This window comes from Streptomyces sp. NPDC059718 (genome assembly GCF_042733315.1).
Classification (GTDB): domain Bacteria; phylum Actinomycetota; class Actinomycetes; order Streptomycetales; family Streptomycetaceae; genus Actinacidiphila.
Map to the genome: position 1 here is coordinate 23,433 of NZ_JBHWGA010000022.1, position 14,354 is coordinate 37,786.

At 71.8% G+C, this 14,354-nt stretch carries 11 protein-coding genes and 1 riboswitch; of the genes, 3 read left to right on the plus strand and 8 right to left on the minus strand.

Annotation, left to right across the window (positions count from 1 at the left end; genetic code table 11):
• The first annotated feature begins 42 nt into the window (after positions 1–42).
• Positions 43–324, plus strand: coding sequence for an HPr family phosphocarrier protein (locus ACFV3E_RS24285; protein ID WP_500536535.1), 282 nt, complete (start codon positions 43–45; stop codon positions 322–324).
• A gap of 215 nt (positions 325–539) precedes the next feature.
• Here ACFV3E_RS24285 and ACFV3E_RS24290 read toward each other — a convergent pair whose 3' ends face one another.
• Both ACFV3E_RS24290 and ACFV3E_RS24295 read right to left on the minus strand, forming a co-directional pair.
• Positions 540–1,232, minus strand: coding sequence for a GntR family transcriptional regulator (locus ACFV3E_RS24290; protein ID WP_500365629.1), 693 nt, complete (start codon positions 1,230–1,232; stop codon positions 540–542).
• Between the two features lie 220 nt (positions 1,233–1,452).
• Positions 1,453–2,217, minus strand: coding sequence for a M23 family metallopeptidase (locus ACFV3E_RS24295; RefSeq protein WP_500536536.1), 765 nt, complete (start codon positions 2,215–2,217; stop codon positions 1,453–1,455).
• A 15-nt stretch (positions 2,218–2,232) separates the two neighbouring features.
• Positions 2,233–2,389: riboswitch (cyclic di-AMP (ydaO/yuaA leader) on the minus strand.
• A 278-nt stretch (positions 2,390–2,667) separates the two neighbouring features.
• On the opposite strand from ACFV3E_RS24295, the gene ACFV3E_RS24300 reads away from it, so the two are divergent.
• Positions 2,668–3,513: a class I SAM-dependent methyltransferase gene (locus ACFV3E_RS24300; protein WP_500536537.1), complete on the plus strand. Its 846-nt coding sequence runs from the start codon at positions 2,668–2,670 to the stop codon at positions 3,511–3,513.
• A gap of 70 nt (positions 3,514–3,583) precedes the next feature.
• On the opposite strand, the gene ACFV3E_RS24305 is transcribed toward ACFV3E_RS24300, so the two are convergent.
• A complete protein-coding gene (locus tag ACFV3E_RS24305) occupies positions 3,584–4,954 on the minus strand; it encodes a M16 family metallopeptidase (RefSeq protein ID WP_500536672.1) in 1,371 nt (456 codons plus the stop codon).
• 17 nt (positions 4,955–4,971) lie between these two features.
• On the minus strand, positions 4,972–6,324 hold the full coding sequence (locus ACFV3E_RS24310) for a M16 family metallopeptidase (RefSeq protein ID WP_500536538.1): 1,353 nt from the start codon (positions 6,322–6,324) through the stop codon (positions 4,972–4,974).
• A gap of 206 nt (positions 6,325–6,530) precedes the next feature.
• Here ACFV3E_RS24310 and ACFV3E_RS24315 point away from each other — a divergent pair, with 206 nt between their 5' ends.
• The gene (locus ACFV3E_RS24315) at positions 6,531–8,981 is read left to right on the plus strand and encodes a DNA gyrase/topoisomerase IV subunit A (RefSeq protein ID WP_500536539.1); all 2,451 of its coding nucleotides are present in this window, start codon (positions 6,531–6,533) and stop codon (positions 8,979–8,981) included.
• A gap of 69 nt (positions 8,982–9,050) precedes the next feature.
• Here the strand turns inward: ACFV3E_RS24315 and ACFV3E_RS24320 are convergent, their stop codons facing one another.
• From ACFV3E_RS24320 to ACFV3E_RS24335, 4 genes are all read right to left on the minus strand, one after another.
• Positions 9,051–10,700, minus strand: coding sequence for a glycoside hydrolase family 13 protein (locus tag ACFV3E_RS24320; protein ID WP_500536540.1), 1,650 nt, complete (start codon positions 10,698–10,700; stop codon positions 9,051–9,053).
• Positions 10,701–10,798: 98 nt separating this feature from the next.
• Positions 10,799–11,680, minus strand: a complete 882-nt coding sequence (locus ACFV3E_RS24325; RefSeq protein ID WP_500536541.1) for a carbohydrate ABC transporter permease — start codon at positions 11,678–11,680, stop codon at positions 10,799–10,801.
• A gap of 15 nt (positions 11,681–11,695) precedes the next feature.
• Complete coding sequence (locus tag ACFV3E_RS24330; protein WP_500536542.1) at positions 11,696–12,670, minus strand: carbohydrate ABC transporter permease; 975 nt, start codon at positions 12,668–12,670, stop codon at positions 11,696–11,698.
• A 37-nt stretch (positions 12,671–12,707) separates the two neighbouring features.
• A complete protein-coding gene (locus ACFV3E_RS24335; protein WP_500536543.1) occupies positions 12,708–14,120 on the minus strand; it encodes an ABC transporter substrate-binding protein in 1,413 nt (470 codons plus the stop codon).
• Positions 14,121–14,354: the final 234 nt, after the last annotated feature.

Below are 14,354 nucleotides of genomic sequence, written 5' to 3' on the forward strand. Positions count from 1 at the left end.
GACTGGTCTAGACCTCCCAGGAACGACCCGAAGGGCAACACCATGGCTGAGCGCCGCGTCACCATCGGCTGGGCCGAGGGCCTGCACGCACGTCCTGCTTCGATCTTCGTCCGCGCCGCCACCGCCGTGGGCGCCCCCGTCACCATCGCCAAGGCGGACGGGGCCCCGGTCAACGCCGCCTCGATGCTCGCCGTGCTGAGCCTGGGCGTGGCCGGCGGCGAGGAGGTCGTACTGGCCTCCGACACCGAGGGCGTGGACGCCGCTCTGGACAGCCTGGCCAAGCTCGTCTCCGAAGGGCTGGACGAGCTCCCCGAGACCGTCTGACAGCGCGCGGAGCCGCGGTGCGGCAAAAGGGGCGGGCCCGCGCGTGAAATCCGGCCGGATTTCGCGGACCCGCCCCTTCGTCATTGTGAAGTCATTTTCGGGCAGCGCGCAGCACAATAGGGCGCGGAAATATCCCGCGCACAATTCTCCAAGTTGTATACGGCACTTCTGTTAAACCCGGCCGCGTGAAGTGTGTACGGCGTGTTTCCGATTCCTCACCGCGCCGCGGCGCCGCGTCCCGTGCTCTCCGGACGGCGCAGCCGGTGCACCGCCGTCGCCCGCTCCACATGGGCCGCCATCAGCCGCCGGGCCCGCTCCGCGTCACCGCGCGCCACCGCGTCCACGACCGCCCCGTGCTCCTCCCAGGACTCCACGGCGCGCCCGGGGGTGTCCACCGCGTACACCCAGGCGATCTTGTGCCGCAGCTGGGTCAGCAGCGCCACCAGGGTCGGGCTGCCGGAGGCCTGGGCCAGCGTCTCGTGGAACCAGCCGTCGAGCGCGGGCAGGTCGGACAACTGGCGCCGGAGGGAACGTTCCTGGCCCAGCCGGACGAGCCCGCGCAGCACCTTCACATGGGCCTCGGTGCGCCGCTGCGCCGCCCGCGCGGCGCCCAGCGGCTCCAGCAGGGCGCGGATGTCCAGCAGGTCGGCGGCCTCCTGCTCGGTCGGCTCGGCCACGGACGCCCCGGCGTGCCGGCGGGTCCGTACGAAGCCCTCGGACTCCAGGGTGCGCAGTGCCTCGCGCACCGGGACCCGGGACACCCCGTAGCGCTTGGCCAACTGCTCCTCGGTCAGCCGGCTCCCCGGCGCGAAGAACCCGCTGATGATGTCGTCACGGATCGCGGTGCACACCGCCCGGGCCGAAATCGGGCGGCCCGTGCCGCCGGCCCCCTTCACGTACGACCCCACATCGCAGGTTCCTTTCGGTGCGCGCCGACGGCCGTCCTTTAATCCCCGCGTAACGGAGGAGCCGGCGTTTCTGCCGCGACTCTATTCCAGTACGCCGTCGATTCCGACGGCCGCCCTGAATTCATGGAGCATTTTTGGACACCGCGCGGCCGGGAAGCGCCGGCATGCCGAAGGCCCCGGCGGGGGAACCGGGGCCTTCGTGTGGGGGGAGGGGGATGGCTCAGATGCGGACGCCCTTGGAACGCAGGTACGCCAGCGGGTCCACGTCGGCGCCGTAGGACGGTGCCGTACGGGCCTCGAAGTGCAGGTGCGGTCCCGTCACGTTGCCGGTGGCGCCCGACAGGCCGATCTGCTGCCCCGCGGAGACGGCCTGGCCCACGGACACGCCCAGCGAGGACAGGTGGGCGTACTGGGTGTACATGCCGTCCGCGTGGCGGATCACGACGTTGTTGCCGTAGGAGCCGCCCCAGCCCGCCTCGACGACGGTGCCCGCGCCGGCGGCGTGCACCGGGGTGCCGACGGAGGCCTGGAAGTCCACGCCGGTGTGGTAGCCGGAGGACCACAGGCTGCTGGTCGCGTGGTAGGGCGTGCCGATGGAACCGGCGACCGGCGGCATCCAGCCGCCGAGCGTGCCGCGGCCCTTCACGGCGCCCCGCGAGGCGTGCGCGGTGCCGCTCTCCCGGGCCGCCTTGGCCTTGGCCGCCTTGGCGGCGGCCTCCTTGGCGGCGCGCTCACGAGCGGCACGCTTGGCGTGTGCGACATGGGCGTCGTGGCGCTGGCGCGTGACGACGGCGGCCCGGTGCTGGGCCGAGGCCTGGTCGGCGAGGTGCGCGGCGAGGTCCCCGGCGACCGCGGCGCAGCGGGCGAAGGCGGAACCCTCGGCCCTGGCGTCGGCAGCCGCGGCGGGCACGACGAACGCGCCGGTGGTGACGGTGGTCAGCGCGGCGGCGCCGGCCAGGGTGGAACGTATGGAGAACGACGCCATGGGCAGGCGGGGATCCTTTCCTTCCTTCTCGCCTACCGGGTTAGCTGACGGGTTCGGAGCAGGAAGGTCTCCTACGGGCGGCGGCAGGCCGCCCGATTCACCCCAGGGACATCTCAGGTGGGTCCCCGGCTCCCCAGGCTCACGCCTGACGGGGACTCGGCGATCGTTGCTCCGGTGCCGCGGGAGGCGGCTGCTTCCGCCGGGCAACCCGAGGACGTTAACCAGGCGTTGCTCCCGGTTCCAAAAAAATCCGGCAATATGTGCGGGATGCCACACCGGCCGCCAACCGGTCGCAACCGTCCGCAATACCGCGATGCCGCAGCTCCCCGGCGGTGCGCGCCCCTCCGGGAAGCCCCCGCACGGCCGTGGCGCGGGTCGCGGTGACCGGCGTCACCGTCCGGCCCGGCCGAACGGGGCCCGGCGGCGGCACCGCGTACGTAGGGTCACGGGGTGACCACGACACCAGGGGCGGCCACCGACGCCGCCCGCGCTGCCGAGGACTTCCTGCGCGCCTTCCACGACCGGCTGCCCGGCCGTCAGTCGAAGGGGACCGAGGCCGCCCCCACCCGCGACGGGCGGACGAGTTACGAGGTGCTCGCCGAGCGTGTCGCCGGCGCCCGGCGGGTCCTGGACCTCGGCTGCGCGGACGGCGCCCTGCTGGAGCTGCTCGCCGGGCGCGGGGCCGAGGTTCCCGCCGGCGTCGACCTGTCGGAGGGCGAGCTGGCCCTCGCCCGCCGGCGGCCCGCGCTGGCCGGCGCCGACCTGCGGCAGGGGCGCGCGCAGGAGCTGCCCTTCGCCGACGGCTCCTTCGACGCCGTGGTCTCCCACATGGCGCTGATGCTGATGTCGGACCCCGACCGGGTCGTGGCCGAGGCCGCTCGGGTGCTCGCACCGGGCGGCACGTTCGCCGTCGCCGTCGGCGGCGGGCCCGTCCCCGGCGAGGCCGTGGAGCTCTTCCTGACGCTGGCCGTGCCGTACTTCCGGGCGGCGAAGCGGCGCCTTCCGCGGCTGGGCGACCGCAGGACACGGAGCCGGGAGGGGCTCGACGGGCTCCTCGCACCGCTGGGCTTCGCGCCGCTGTCCTGGGAGACGGTCGTCATCGGCATGGACGGGACGCCCCACGAGGTCTGGTCCGCCCTCACCGGGACGTTCTACGACATGGAGGTCCTGGACGAGGAGCCGACCGCGGAGCTGCGCGCCGTGTTCCTGGACCGGGCCGCCTGCCTGAGCGGAGCCGGCGGACGGGTTCCTTGCGGCATGCGGATCAACGTGGCGGCGGCCCGGCTGGGCCGCTGAACGGGCACCCCCGCGCGCCGCGGCCCCGGGCGCCGCAAGGGCACCCGGGGCCGCGCCGTGGAGCCACCGGTCAGCCGCCCGTGACGACCTCGACCGGGCCGATGCCCAGCTCGCGGATCGGGTCCGCGATGGCGGAGGCGTCGCCGACGAGGACGACCACCAGCCGGTCCAGGGGGAAGGCGTTGACGGCCGCGGCCGTCGCCTCCACCGTGCCGGTGACGGCCAGCCGCTCGTAGAGCCGGGCCTGGAAGTCGTCCGGCAGGGACTGCTCGACCTGGTCGGCGAAGGTCCCGGCCACCGCCGAGGCGGTCTCGTAGCGCAGCGGCGCGACGCCCACCAGGTTCTGCACGGCGGCGTCGCGCTCCTCGTCGGTGAGCCCCTCCGCCGCCAGGGTGCGCAGCACCTGCCAGGTGTCGGCCAGCGCGGGCGCGGTGACGTCGGTCGCCACGGACCCGCTGATGCCGAGCAGGGAGACACCGGTGCCCTCGGGCGTGGAGAGCAGCACCTGGCCGAAGGCCCGCACGCCGTAGGTGTAACCCTTCTCCTCGCGCAGGACGCGGTCCAGGCGCGAGGTCAGCGTGCCGCCGAGGCAGTACGTGCCGAGCACCTGGGCGGCCCAGACGGGATCGTGGCGGTCCGCGCCGGCGCGGCCGATGAGCACCTGGGTCTGGACGGACCCGGGCCGGTCGACGATCACGACGCGCGCGGTGTCGTCCGCGGTGATCGCGGGCAGCGGGCGGCGCTCGGCGGGCTTGCCGCTCCACTCCCCCAGCGTGCTCTCGAGCAGCGCCTCCAGGTCGATCCCGGTGAAGTCGCCGACCACGACGGCCGTCGAGGTGGACGGGCGTACGTGCGTGTCGTAGAAGGCACGGACGGCGGAGGCGTCGATGCGCGCGACCGTCTCCTCGGTGCCCTGGCGCGGCCGGGAGCAGCGCAGGTCGGCGGCGAAGAGCTCCTTGGACAGCGCCATGGCGGCGCGGCGCGCGGGGTTGGCCAGCTCGTGCGGGATCTCGTCGAGGCGGTTGCGCACCAGCCGCTCGACCTCGCCGTCCGGGAACGCCGGGGCGCGCAGCGCGTCGGCGAGCAGGCCGAGGGCCTTGTCGAGACGCGAGGCGGGGACCTCCAGGGAGACCCGGACGCCGGGGTGGTCGGCGTGCGCGTCGAGGGTGGCCCCGCAGCGCTCCAGCTCGGCGGCGAACTCCTCGGCGGTGTGCTTGTCGGTGCCCTCGGACAGGGCCCGGGCCATGATCGTGGCGACGCCGTCCAGGCCCTCGGGCTCGGCGTCGAGCGGCGCCGTGAGCAGCACCTCGACGGCGACGACCTTCTGGCCGGGGCGCCGGCTGCGCAGCACGGTCAGCCCGTTGGGCAGCGTGGACCGCTCCGGGGCCGGGAAGTCCCAGGGCTTGGGCTGTCCCGGCCGTGGCTGCGGGTGGAACGTCATGGTGGTGTGGACGTCGGTCACTGGTCCGCGCCCTCCTCGTCCTCGTCGGAGTCCTCGCCGGAGGCGGCCGCCGAACCCGTGGGCTCGTAGACCAGCACGGCGCGGTTGTCGGGCCGCAGGGTGGCCGCGGCGACGGCGCGCACCTCGTCCGCGGTGATGTCCAGGATGCGCTTGACGGCGGTCAGCGCGAGCTGCGGGTCGCCGAACAGCACGGCGTACCGGCACAGTTCGTCGGCGCGGCCGCCGACCGTGGCGAGCCGGTCCAGCCACTCGCGCTCGAGCTGGGCCTGGGCCCGCTCCATCTCCTCCGGGGTCGGGCCCTCCTCGGCGAAGCGGGCCAGTTCCTCGTCGACCGCGGCCTCGATGGCGGGCACCTCGACGCCGCTGGACGTCTTCACGTCGAGCCAGCCGAGCGACGGCGCCCCGGCCAGCCTCAGCAGGCCGAACCCTGCCGCGACGGCGCTGCGGTCCCGGCGCACGAGGCGGTTGTGCAGCCGGGAGGACTCACCGCCGCCGAGGACGGTCAGCGCCAGGTCCGCGGCGTCGGACTCGCGGGTGCCGTCGTGCGGCAGCCGGTAGGCGGCCATCAGGGCGCGCGAGGGGACGTCCTCCTCGACGACCTCGCGGAGCTCCCCGCCGATCACCCCGGGGAGTGAACCGTCACGGGGCGCCGGCTTGCCGTCGTGGGACGGGATCGTGCCGAAGTACTTCTCGATCCAGGCCAGCGTCTGCTGCGGGTCGATGTCCCCGACGACCGCGAGGACGGCGTTGTTCGGGGCGTAGTAGGTCCGGAAGAAGGCGCGCGCGTCCTCCAGGGAGGCGGCGTCCAGGTCCGCCATCGAGCCGATGGGGGTGTGGTGGTACGGGTGGCCGTCCGGGTACGCCATCGCGGTCAGCCGCTCGAAGGCGGTGCCGTAGGGGACGTTGTCGTACCGCTGGCGGCGCTCGTTCTTGACCACGTCGCGCTGGTTGTCCAGGCTCTGCAGGTCCAGTGCGGACAGCAGGCTGCCCATGCGGTCGGCCTCGAGCCAGAGCGCGAGCTCCAACTGGTGGGCCGGCATGGTCTCGAAGTAGTTGGTGCGCTCGAAGCTGGTGGTGCCGTTGAGGGAGCCGCCGGCGGACTGGACCAGTTCGAAGTGGCCGTTGCCCTTGACGTTCGCCGAACCCTGGAACATCAAGTGCTCGAAGAGGTGGGCGAGTCCGGTACGGCCCTTCACCTCGTGGCGGGAACCGACGTCGTACCAGAGGCAGACCGCGGCGACCGGGGTGAGGTGGTCCTCGGAGAGCACGACGCGCAGGCCGTTGGCCAGGCGGTGCTCGGTCGCGGTGAGGCCGCCGGATTCTGCCTCCGGCGTGGCCGTGTGACCCATGGGCAAGCTGTCCTTCCGGTCGCGTACTCGTTGTTTTGTGCTGAGACCTGCCACTCTAGGCAGCGGACAAACGGCCCGCGAAGTTCCCGTCACCGCCACGTATGAGGCGGGGGGGTGGTCCGGGCTGTCGGTGGGGCGGTCCACAATGGTCCGCGACAGTCCCGTGTCCTTATCCGATGAGGTCCAGCCGAAGGAGCAGCGCCCTGATGGCCCGCCGCACCACGAAGACCCCGCCGCCGGACGATTTCGAGGAGCGCATCCTCGACATCGACGTCGTCGACGAGATGCAGGGGTCCTTCCTCGAGTACGCCTACTCGGTCATCTACTCGCGCGCCCTCCCGGACGCCCGCGACGGGCTCAAGCCGGTGCACCGGCGGATCGTGTACCAGATGAACGAGATGGGGCTGCGCCCCGAGCGCGGCTTCGTGAAGTGCGCCCGCGTCGTCGGCGAGGTGATGGGCAAGCTCCACCCGCACGGCGACTCCTCGATCTACGACGCGCTGGTGCGCATGGCCCAGCCGTTCTCGATGCGCGTGCCGCTGGTCGACGGCCACGGCAACTTCGGCTCGCTCGGCAACGACGACCCGCCGGCCGCGATGCGGTACACGGAGTGCCGCACGACCCCCGCCGCGATGCTGATGGTCGAGTCGATCGACGAGGACACCGTCGACTTCACGCCGAACTACGACGGCCAGGAGCAGGAGCCGGTGGCCCTGCCCGCCGCCTACCCGAACCTGCTGGTCAACGGCGCCTCGGGCATCGCGGTCGGCATGGCGACCAACATGCCGCCGCACAACCTGGGCGAGGTCATCGCGGCCGCCCGCCACCTGATCCGCTACCCGAACGCGGACCTCGAGACGCTGATGCGTTACGTCCCCGGCCCGGACCTGCCGACCGGCGGCCGGATCGTGGGCCTGGACGGCGTCCGGGACGCGTACGAGACCGGCCGCGGCACGTTCAAGATCCGCGCCACGGTGGCCGTGGAGGACGTGACGGCCCGCCGCAAGGGCCTGGTGGTGACCGAGCTGCCGTTCGCGGTCGGCCCGGAGAAGGTCATCTCCAAGATCAAGGACCTGGTCGGCTCGAAGAAGCTGCAGGGCGTCGCGGACGTCAAGGACCTCACCGACCGCGAGCACGGACTGCGGCTGGTCATCGAGGTGAAGAACGGCTTCCACCCCGAGGCCGTCCTGGAGCAGCTGTACAAGCTGACCCCCATGGAGGAGTCCTTCGGCATCAACAACGTGGCGCTGGTCGACGGCCAGCCGCTCACGCTGGGCCTGAAGGAACTGCTGGAGGTCTACCTCGACCACCGCTTCGAGGTCGTCCGGCGGCGCAGCGAGTTCCGCCGCGGCAAGCGCCGGGACCGCCTCCACCTGGTGGAGGGCCTGCTGGTCGCGCTGGTCGACATCGACGAGGTCATCTCGATCATCCGCGCCAGCGACAACGCCGCCCAGGCCAAGGAGCGCCTCATCGAGCGCTTCGCGCTGTCGGAGATCCAGACCCAGTACATCCTCGACACCCCGCTGCGCCGGCTGACCCGCTTCGACCGGATTGAACTGGAGTCCGAGCGGGACAGGCTGACCGCCGAGATCGAGGAGCTCACCCGGATCCTGGAGTCCGACGCCGAGCTGCGCAAGCTGGTCGGCGCCGAGCTGGCGGCGGTCGCCAAGAAGTACGCCACCGAGCGCCGCACCCTGCTGATGGAGCCGGGCGCGGCCCCCGTCGCGGCCGTGCCGCTGGAGGTCGCCGACGACCCGTGCCGCGTGCTGCTCTCCTCCACCGGGCTGCTGGCCCGTACGGCGAACGGCGAGGCCCTGGCCCCGGGCGACGGCAAGCGCGTCAAGCACGACGTGATCGTCTCGGCGATCCCGACGACGGCGCGGGCCGACATCGGCATGGTCACCTCCACCGGGCGCCTGCTGCGGATCGCCGTGATCGACCTGCCGATCCTGCCGGAGCCCTCCGGTGCGCCGAACCTGGCGGGCGGGGCGCCGCTCGCGGAGTTCCTGTCGCTGGAACCGGACGAGCAGGTGCTCTGCCTGACCACGCTCGACGAGTCCTCGCCCGGTCTGGCGCTCGGCACCGAGCAGGGCGTGGTCAAGCGCGTCGTGCCGGACTACCCGGCGAACAAGGACGACCTGGAGGTCATCGCGCTCAAGGAGGGCGACCGCATCGTGGGCGCGGTCGAACTGCGCACCGGTGAGGAGGACCTGGTCTTCATCACCGATGACGCGCAGTTGCTGCGCTACCCGGCGGGCCAGGTCCGTCCGCAGGGCCGCCCGGCGGGCGGCATGGCCGGCATCAAGCTGACGGACGGCGCGAAGGTGATCTCCTTCACCGCCGTCGACCCCTCGGCCGACGCCGTGGTCTTCACCCTCGCCGGGACCCGGGAGACGCTCGCAGGGGCCGAGGAGGGCACGGCCAAGCTCACGCCGTTCGACCAGTTCCCGCGCAAGGGAAGGGCGACCGGCGGCGTGCGCTGCCAGCGCTTCCTGAAGGGCGAGGACATGCTGCTCCTCGCCTGGGCCGGTTGCACCCCCGCCCGTGCCGCCACCTCCACGGGCGCGCCGGCCGACCTCCCGCCCAAGGACCCGCGCCGGGACGGCTCGGGCGTGGCCCTCACCAAGCGGGTCTCGGTGGTCGCCGGGCCGGTGTGACCGGCACGTCCACAACGATGAGGGGCGCGGCACCCGTACCAGGTGCCGCGCCCCTCGGCGTACGCGGTGTCAGGACGCGTACGCCTGCGCCCCGCCGGGTCCGGCCGGGTCGTCCAGGCGCAGCCACACGCAGGTGTCCCGGGGCAGCCGGCCGTCCTCGGCGAGCGGTCCGCTGGCCAGCAGGACCTGCCGGTGCGCGGGGAGCGCGACGGGGTCCGCGGACAGGTTGAGCACGCAGGCGAAGGCGCCCGCACGGCGGAAGGCGAGCACGTCGCCGGGACCGTCGAGCCAGTCCATCGGGCCCTCGCCGAGGCCTGGTTCCGCGCGGCGGAGCTCCAGCGCCGTCCGGTACAGGCTCAGCAGGGAACCGGGGTCCGTCTCCTGCGCCTCGGCGGTGTAGCGCGCCCAGTCCGCCGGCTGCGGCAGCCAGGGGTGCTCGCCCCCGAAGCCGTACGGCGGCGCGTCCCCCGACCAGGGCAGCGGCACCCGGCAGCCGTCACGGCCCGGGTCGGTGCCGCCGGAGCGGAAGTACATCGGGTCCTGCAGCAGTTCGGCCGGGATGTCCTCGACCTCGGGCAGCCCCAGTTCCTCGCCCTGGTAGAGGTAGACCGAGCCGGGCAGGGCCAGGGTCAGGAGGGCGGCGCCGCGGGCACGCCGGGTGCCGAGCTCCAGGTCCGTGGGGATGCCGTGGGCCTTGGTCTTGAAGTCGAAGCCCGTGTCGGCGCGGCCGTACCGGGTGACCGTACGCGTCACGTCGTGGTTGGCCAGCACCCAGGTCGCGGGGGCACCGACCGGCGCGTGCGCGGCGAGCGTCGCGTCTACGGAGGCGCGCAGCCGGCCGGCGTCCCACGGGCAGGCCAGGAAGTCGAAGTTGAAGGCGGTGTGCAGCTCGTCGGGACGCAGGTAGCGGGCGAAGCGCTCGGTGTCCGGCAGCCACACCTCGCCGATCAGCACGCCGTCGTAGGGGTCGGCGACGCTGCGCCAGGAACGGTAGATGTCGTGCAGCTCGTCGCGGTCGATGTAGGGGTGCGGGTCGGTGCCCTCCACGAAGTCGGGCAGGTCCGGGTCCTTGGCGACCATGGCCGCCGAGTCGATGCGCACCCCGGCCACGCCGCGCTCGAACCAGAAGCGCAGTACGTCCTCGTGCTCCCGTCGCACCGTGGGGTGGGCCCAGTTGAGGTCGGGCTGCTCCGGGGCGAACAGGTGCAGGTACCAGTCGCCGTCCGGGAGCCGGGTCCAGGCGGAGCCGCCGAACTGCGAACGCCAGCCGTTGGGCGGCAGCTCGCCGTCCTCGCCGCGGCCGGTGCGGAAGTGGAACAGCTTGCGCTCGGCGCTGCCGGGTCCGGCCTCGAGAGCGGCCTGGAACCAGACGTGCTGGTCGGAGATGTGGTTGGGGACGATGTCGATGATGGTGCGGATGCCCAGGGCGCGTGCCTCGGCGATCAGCTTCTCGGCGTCGGCCAGGGTCCCGAAGGCCGGGTCGATCGCCCGGTAGTCGGCGACGTCGTAGCCGCCGTCGGCCATCGGCGAGGGGTACCAGGGGTTGAACCAGAGCGCGTCCACACCCAGCGCGGCCAGGTACGGCAGTCTGGACCGCACCCCGGCGAGGTCGCCGGTGCCGTCCCCGTCTCCGTCGGCGAAGCTGCGTGCGTACACCTGGTAGATGGCGGCGCCGCGCCACCACGCGTCGGTGGCCTCGGCCGGGTGGGTGTCTGCCACGTGACTGGTCCTTTCGGGCAGCTGGGACCGCGCCGCCCGCCCCGTGGCGGGCGGCGTGGTGCTGGACGGGTGCGGCCGGGGGCCGTCGGGGCCGGGTCTCAGCCCTTGAGGCCGCCGGCGGTGAGACCGCTCATGATGTTGCGCTGGAAGATCAGGAAGATCAGCAGGGTGGGCACCGAGGCCATCGCGAGGGCCGCGACCAGCCAGTTCTCCGGCACCCCGCTGGCGAGCGAGTAGATGCCGACGTTGAGCGTCTGCTTCGTCGGGTCGGGCAGGGTGAGCATCGGCCAGAGGAAGTCCTTCCAGACCCCGACGATCGCGAAGATGGAGACCACTCCGAGGATCGGGCGGGAGATCGGCAGGACGACCGACCACAGGGTGCGCAGCTGGGAGGCCCCGTCGATGGCGGAGGCGTCCAGCAGTTCCTGCGGCACCGAGTCGAAGAACCGCTTCAGCAGGAAGATGTTGAAGGCGTTGGTGACCGACGGCAGCCAGATCACCCAGGGCGAGTTGAGCAGGTTGCGCTCGAAGATCGGCACGTCCAGCACGGTCAGGTACTGCGGTACGACCAGGACGGTGGCCGGGATCATCAGCGTGGCGAGCATCATCCCCAGGATCACGTTGCCCAGCACCGGACGGAGCTTGGACAGCGAGTAGGCGGCCGCCACGTCGAACACGAGCTGGAAGGCGAGTGCCCCGAACGCGTACCAGAGGGTGTTGAGCAGCAGGTGGGACAGGTCCATCACGTCCCAGGCGCTCTTGTAGTTCTCGGGGTGCAGGGCGTGCGGGAAGGCGGTGGGCGGGATCTGCGCGAACTCCTCGGTGGACTTCAGGCCGTTGGAGGCCATCCAGTACAGCGGGCCGAGGAAGACCAGCGTGAAGGCGACCAGTACCAGGGCGAGGACGGTCCGGTAGACGATCCTGCCGCGGCGGCTCGCCAGCTGCGTCGGCGATATCAGCGTCCGGGTGCTGCTGCTCATCGGTGGTTCCCCGCCCTACTCGTCCGCGGCACGGCTGAGCCGCACGTACCCGGCGGAGAAGACCGCCAGCAGTACGAGCAGGACCAGGCCGAGCGCCGCGGCGCTGCCGTAGTTGTTGAAGCTGAAGGCGTACTGGTAGATCAGGTAGACGACGGTGGTGGTGGAACCCTCCGGGCCGGCGCCGCCGGTCAGCAGGAACGGCTCGGTGAAGACCTGCATAGTGGCGATGATCTGCATGAGCAGCATCAGCGACAGGATCAGCCGGGTCTGCGGGATCGTCACGTGCCAGATCTTGCGCAGGAGTCCGGCGCCGTCGAGCTCGGCGGCCTCGTAGAGCTCGCCGGGGATGCCCTGGAGGGCGGCCAGGTAGATCAGGGTGGCGCCCCCCATGTTCATCCACGTGGCGGCGATGACCACCGACAGCATCGAGGTGCTGGTGGACTGCAGCCACTGCTGCTGGGGCAGGTGCAGCACCTCGAAGATGCGGTTGAACAGGCCGTACTCGGGGTTGTAGAAGTTCTTGAAGAGCAGCACCGAGGCCACCGGCGGCAGCATCACCGGCAGGTACACCAGCAGTCTCAGATAGCCCCGCGCGTGCCGCAGTTCGTTGAGCAGCAGGGCGATGACGAACGGCACCGCGAAGCCGAGCAGCAGCGCCAGGGCGGTGAAGAGCAGGGTGTTGCGCCAGGCCTGCCAGAACGCGGGGTCGTGGAAGACGTAGTTCAGGTTCGACCAGCCGGCCCAGGTGGTGGCCCCGTCCTCGGTCTTCTGGAAGGCCAGCAGGACCTCCCTGACCATCGGGTACCAGGAGAAGAACCCGAAGCAGAGCACGGCACCGATCAGGAAGCCGTGCGCGGTGAGGTTGCGGCGCAGGGCGCGGCCGGCCCGCCCCGGACGGCGGCCGTCCGGGGCGGGGCGGCGCACCGTACGGCGCGACCGGCTCTTCGCGGGAGTGCTGGTGGGCAGGGTGGGGGCGCTGGGGGCCGACATCGTCGCTCCTGGGTGCCGGGTGCCGAGGGGGCCTGGGCTACTGGTTGGCGAGGACCTGGTTGACCTGGGTCTCCGCGGTGGACAGCAGCTTGGCGGGGTCCGCGTTCTTGTTGGTGAGAACACCGGACATCACGTTGTCCAGGACCTTGTAGATCTCCTGCGCCTTCGGCGGCTCGGCCTTGCCGGGGATCGGGTTGTCCATGAAGGCACGGAAGTTCTCCACCGGCATCGTGGCGCTCTCGGTCTTCAGCTGGTCGTCCTTGGTCTTGCTGGCACCGATGAAGAAGGCCGGCTGGGGCAGACCGACGGGCAGGCCGTCCGCCTTGGAGCGCGCGTACTCGAACTGGCCCTTGCCGACGCTGAGCGTCTTGAAGTTCAGCCAGGCGATGGCGGCCTTGATCTTGTCGGGCGAGCTGCCCTTCTTGATCATGTAGTCGTTGCCGCCGAAGAGGGTGGCCTTGCCGCCGGGGATCGGGCCCATGCCGAAGTTGGCGTAGTCGGCGCCGAGCTGCTGGACCATGTACGTGATGTCGTCCGGCGCGGCCAGGAACATGCCGAGCTTGTCGGTGGCCATCTGCTTCTGCAGGTCGCCCCACTTGAGCAGCTGCGTCTGGCCCATGCTGTTGTCGGTCCAGCGCATGTCGTGCAGGTTCTGCACGACCTGCTTGCCGAGGTCGGTGTTGAACCCCGCCTTGGTGCCGTCCGCGGAGATGACGTCGCCGCCCAGGCCGTACATCGTGGCCGTGAAGTGCCAGCCGCCGGTGTTCTGGGCGCTGTAGTCGCCGTACCCGGCGATGCCCTTGCCGAGGCCGGCGATCGCCTTGGCCGCGGTGCGCACGTCCTCCCAGGTGGTCGGCGGCGTGTTGGGGTCGAGGCCGGCCTGCGTGAAGAGCTTGCGGTTGATCAGCAGACCCATGGTGTAGTTGCTGGTGGGCAGGCCGTAGAGCTTGCCGTCCTTCTTCAGGACGTTCAGCACGTTGGGGTCGATGTCGTTCAGCGCCGGGACGGTCTTGTCGGTGACGTACGCGGAGATGTCCGCGGCGCCGTCGTTGTCGAGCACCTGCTGCAGGTCGGTGAAGTACGTGTAGAACACGTCCGGCTGGGACTTGGCCTTCAGCGCGGCCGTGAAGCGGGCCGGCTCCTCGCACTGGCCGGGCGTCGACTTACCGTCGATCGTCACGTTCGGGTACTTCTTGTTGAAGGCGGCGACGTCCTCCTTCCACTCCTTGAGCTCCGCCTTCTTCGCGGCCGGCGGCATGCAGTCGATGGTCAGCGTGACCTTGGCCTTCGGGTCCAGCGGGGCGGTGGGGTCGGACGAACCGCCGGCCGCGTCGTTGTCGTTGTCCGCACTGCTGCTGGTGCCGCAGGCGGTGAGGACGGCCAGGGCCATCACGGAGACGAGCGTGGCCGCGGAGGCACGGCGAGCGGGGCGGAACCAGGAGCTTCTCATCGGTGGTCCCCTTCGGGCATGAGCGTGGAAGCCCCCGACCACACGCAGCGGGGGCGTCGCACACTCAAGCACCACAAACAGGTGTCCGCAATATCTCGCGCAGATTTCGCAAAAGATTGACGGCCTTGCGCAGCTCGGCAACGAAGGCCGCGAACACCGGGAACGGAGCGGGAACCCCGAGGCCGCAAACGCGGACCGGGTGGTTCCGACGACGTCGGAACCACCCCCGCCGGG

Excerpts from the sequence above, each read along its gene's own strand:
- ACFV3E_RS24335 (WP_500536543.1), bottom strand. The coding sequence starts at position 14,120 with ATGAGAAGCTCCTGGTTCCGCCCCGCTCGCCGTGCCTCCGCGGCCACG.
- ACFV3E_RS24305 (WP_500536672.1), bottom strand. The coding sequence starts at position 4,954 with ATGACGTTCCACCCGCAGCCACGGCCGGGACAGCCCAAGCCCTGGGAC.
- ACFV3E_RS24295 (WP_500536536.1), bottom strand. The coding sequence starts at position 2,217 with ATGGCGTCGTTCTCCATACGTTCCACCCTGGCCGGCGCCGCCGCGCTG.
- ACFV3E_RS24315 (WP_500536539.1), top strand. The coding sequence starts at position 6,531 with ATGGCCCGCCGCACCACGAAGACCCCGCCGCCGGACGATTTCGAGGAG.
- ACFV3E_RS24325 (WP_500536541.1), bottom strand. The coding sequence starts at position 11,680 with ATGAGCAGCAGCACCCGGACGCTGATATCGCCGACGCAGCTGGCGAGC.
- ACFV3E_RS24285 (WP_500536535.1), top strand. The coding sequence starts at position 43 with ATGGCTGAGCGCCGCGTCACCATCGGCTGGGCCGAGGGCCTGCACGCA.
- ACFV3E_RS24310 (WP_500536538.1), bottom strand. The coding sequence starts at position 6,324 with ATGGGTCACACGGCCACGCCGGAGGCAGAATCCGGCGGCCTCACCGCG.
- ACFV3E_RS24330 (WP_500536542.1), bottom strand. The coding sequence starts at position 12,670 with ATGTCGGCCCCCAGCGCCCCCACCCTGCCCACCAGCACTCCCGCGAAG.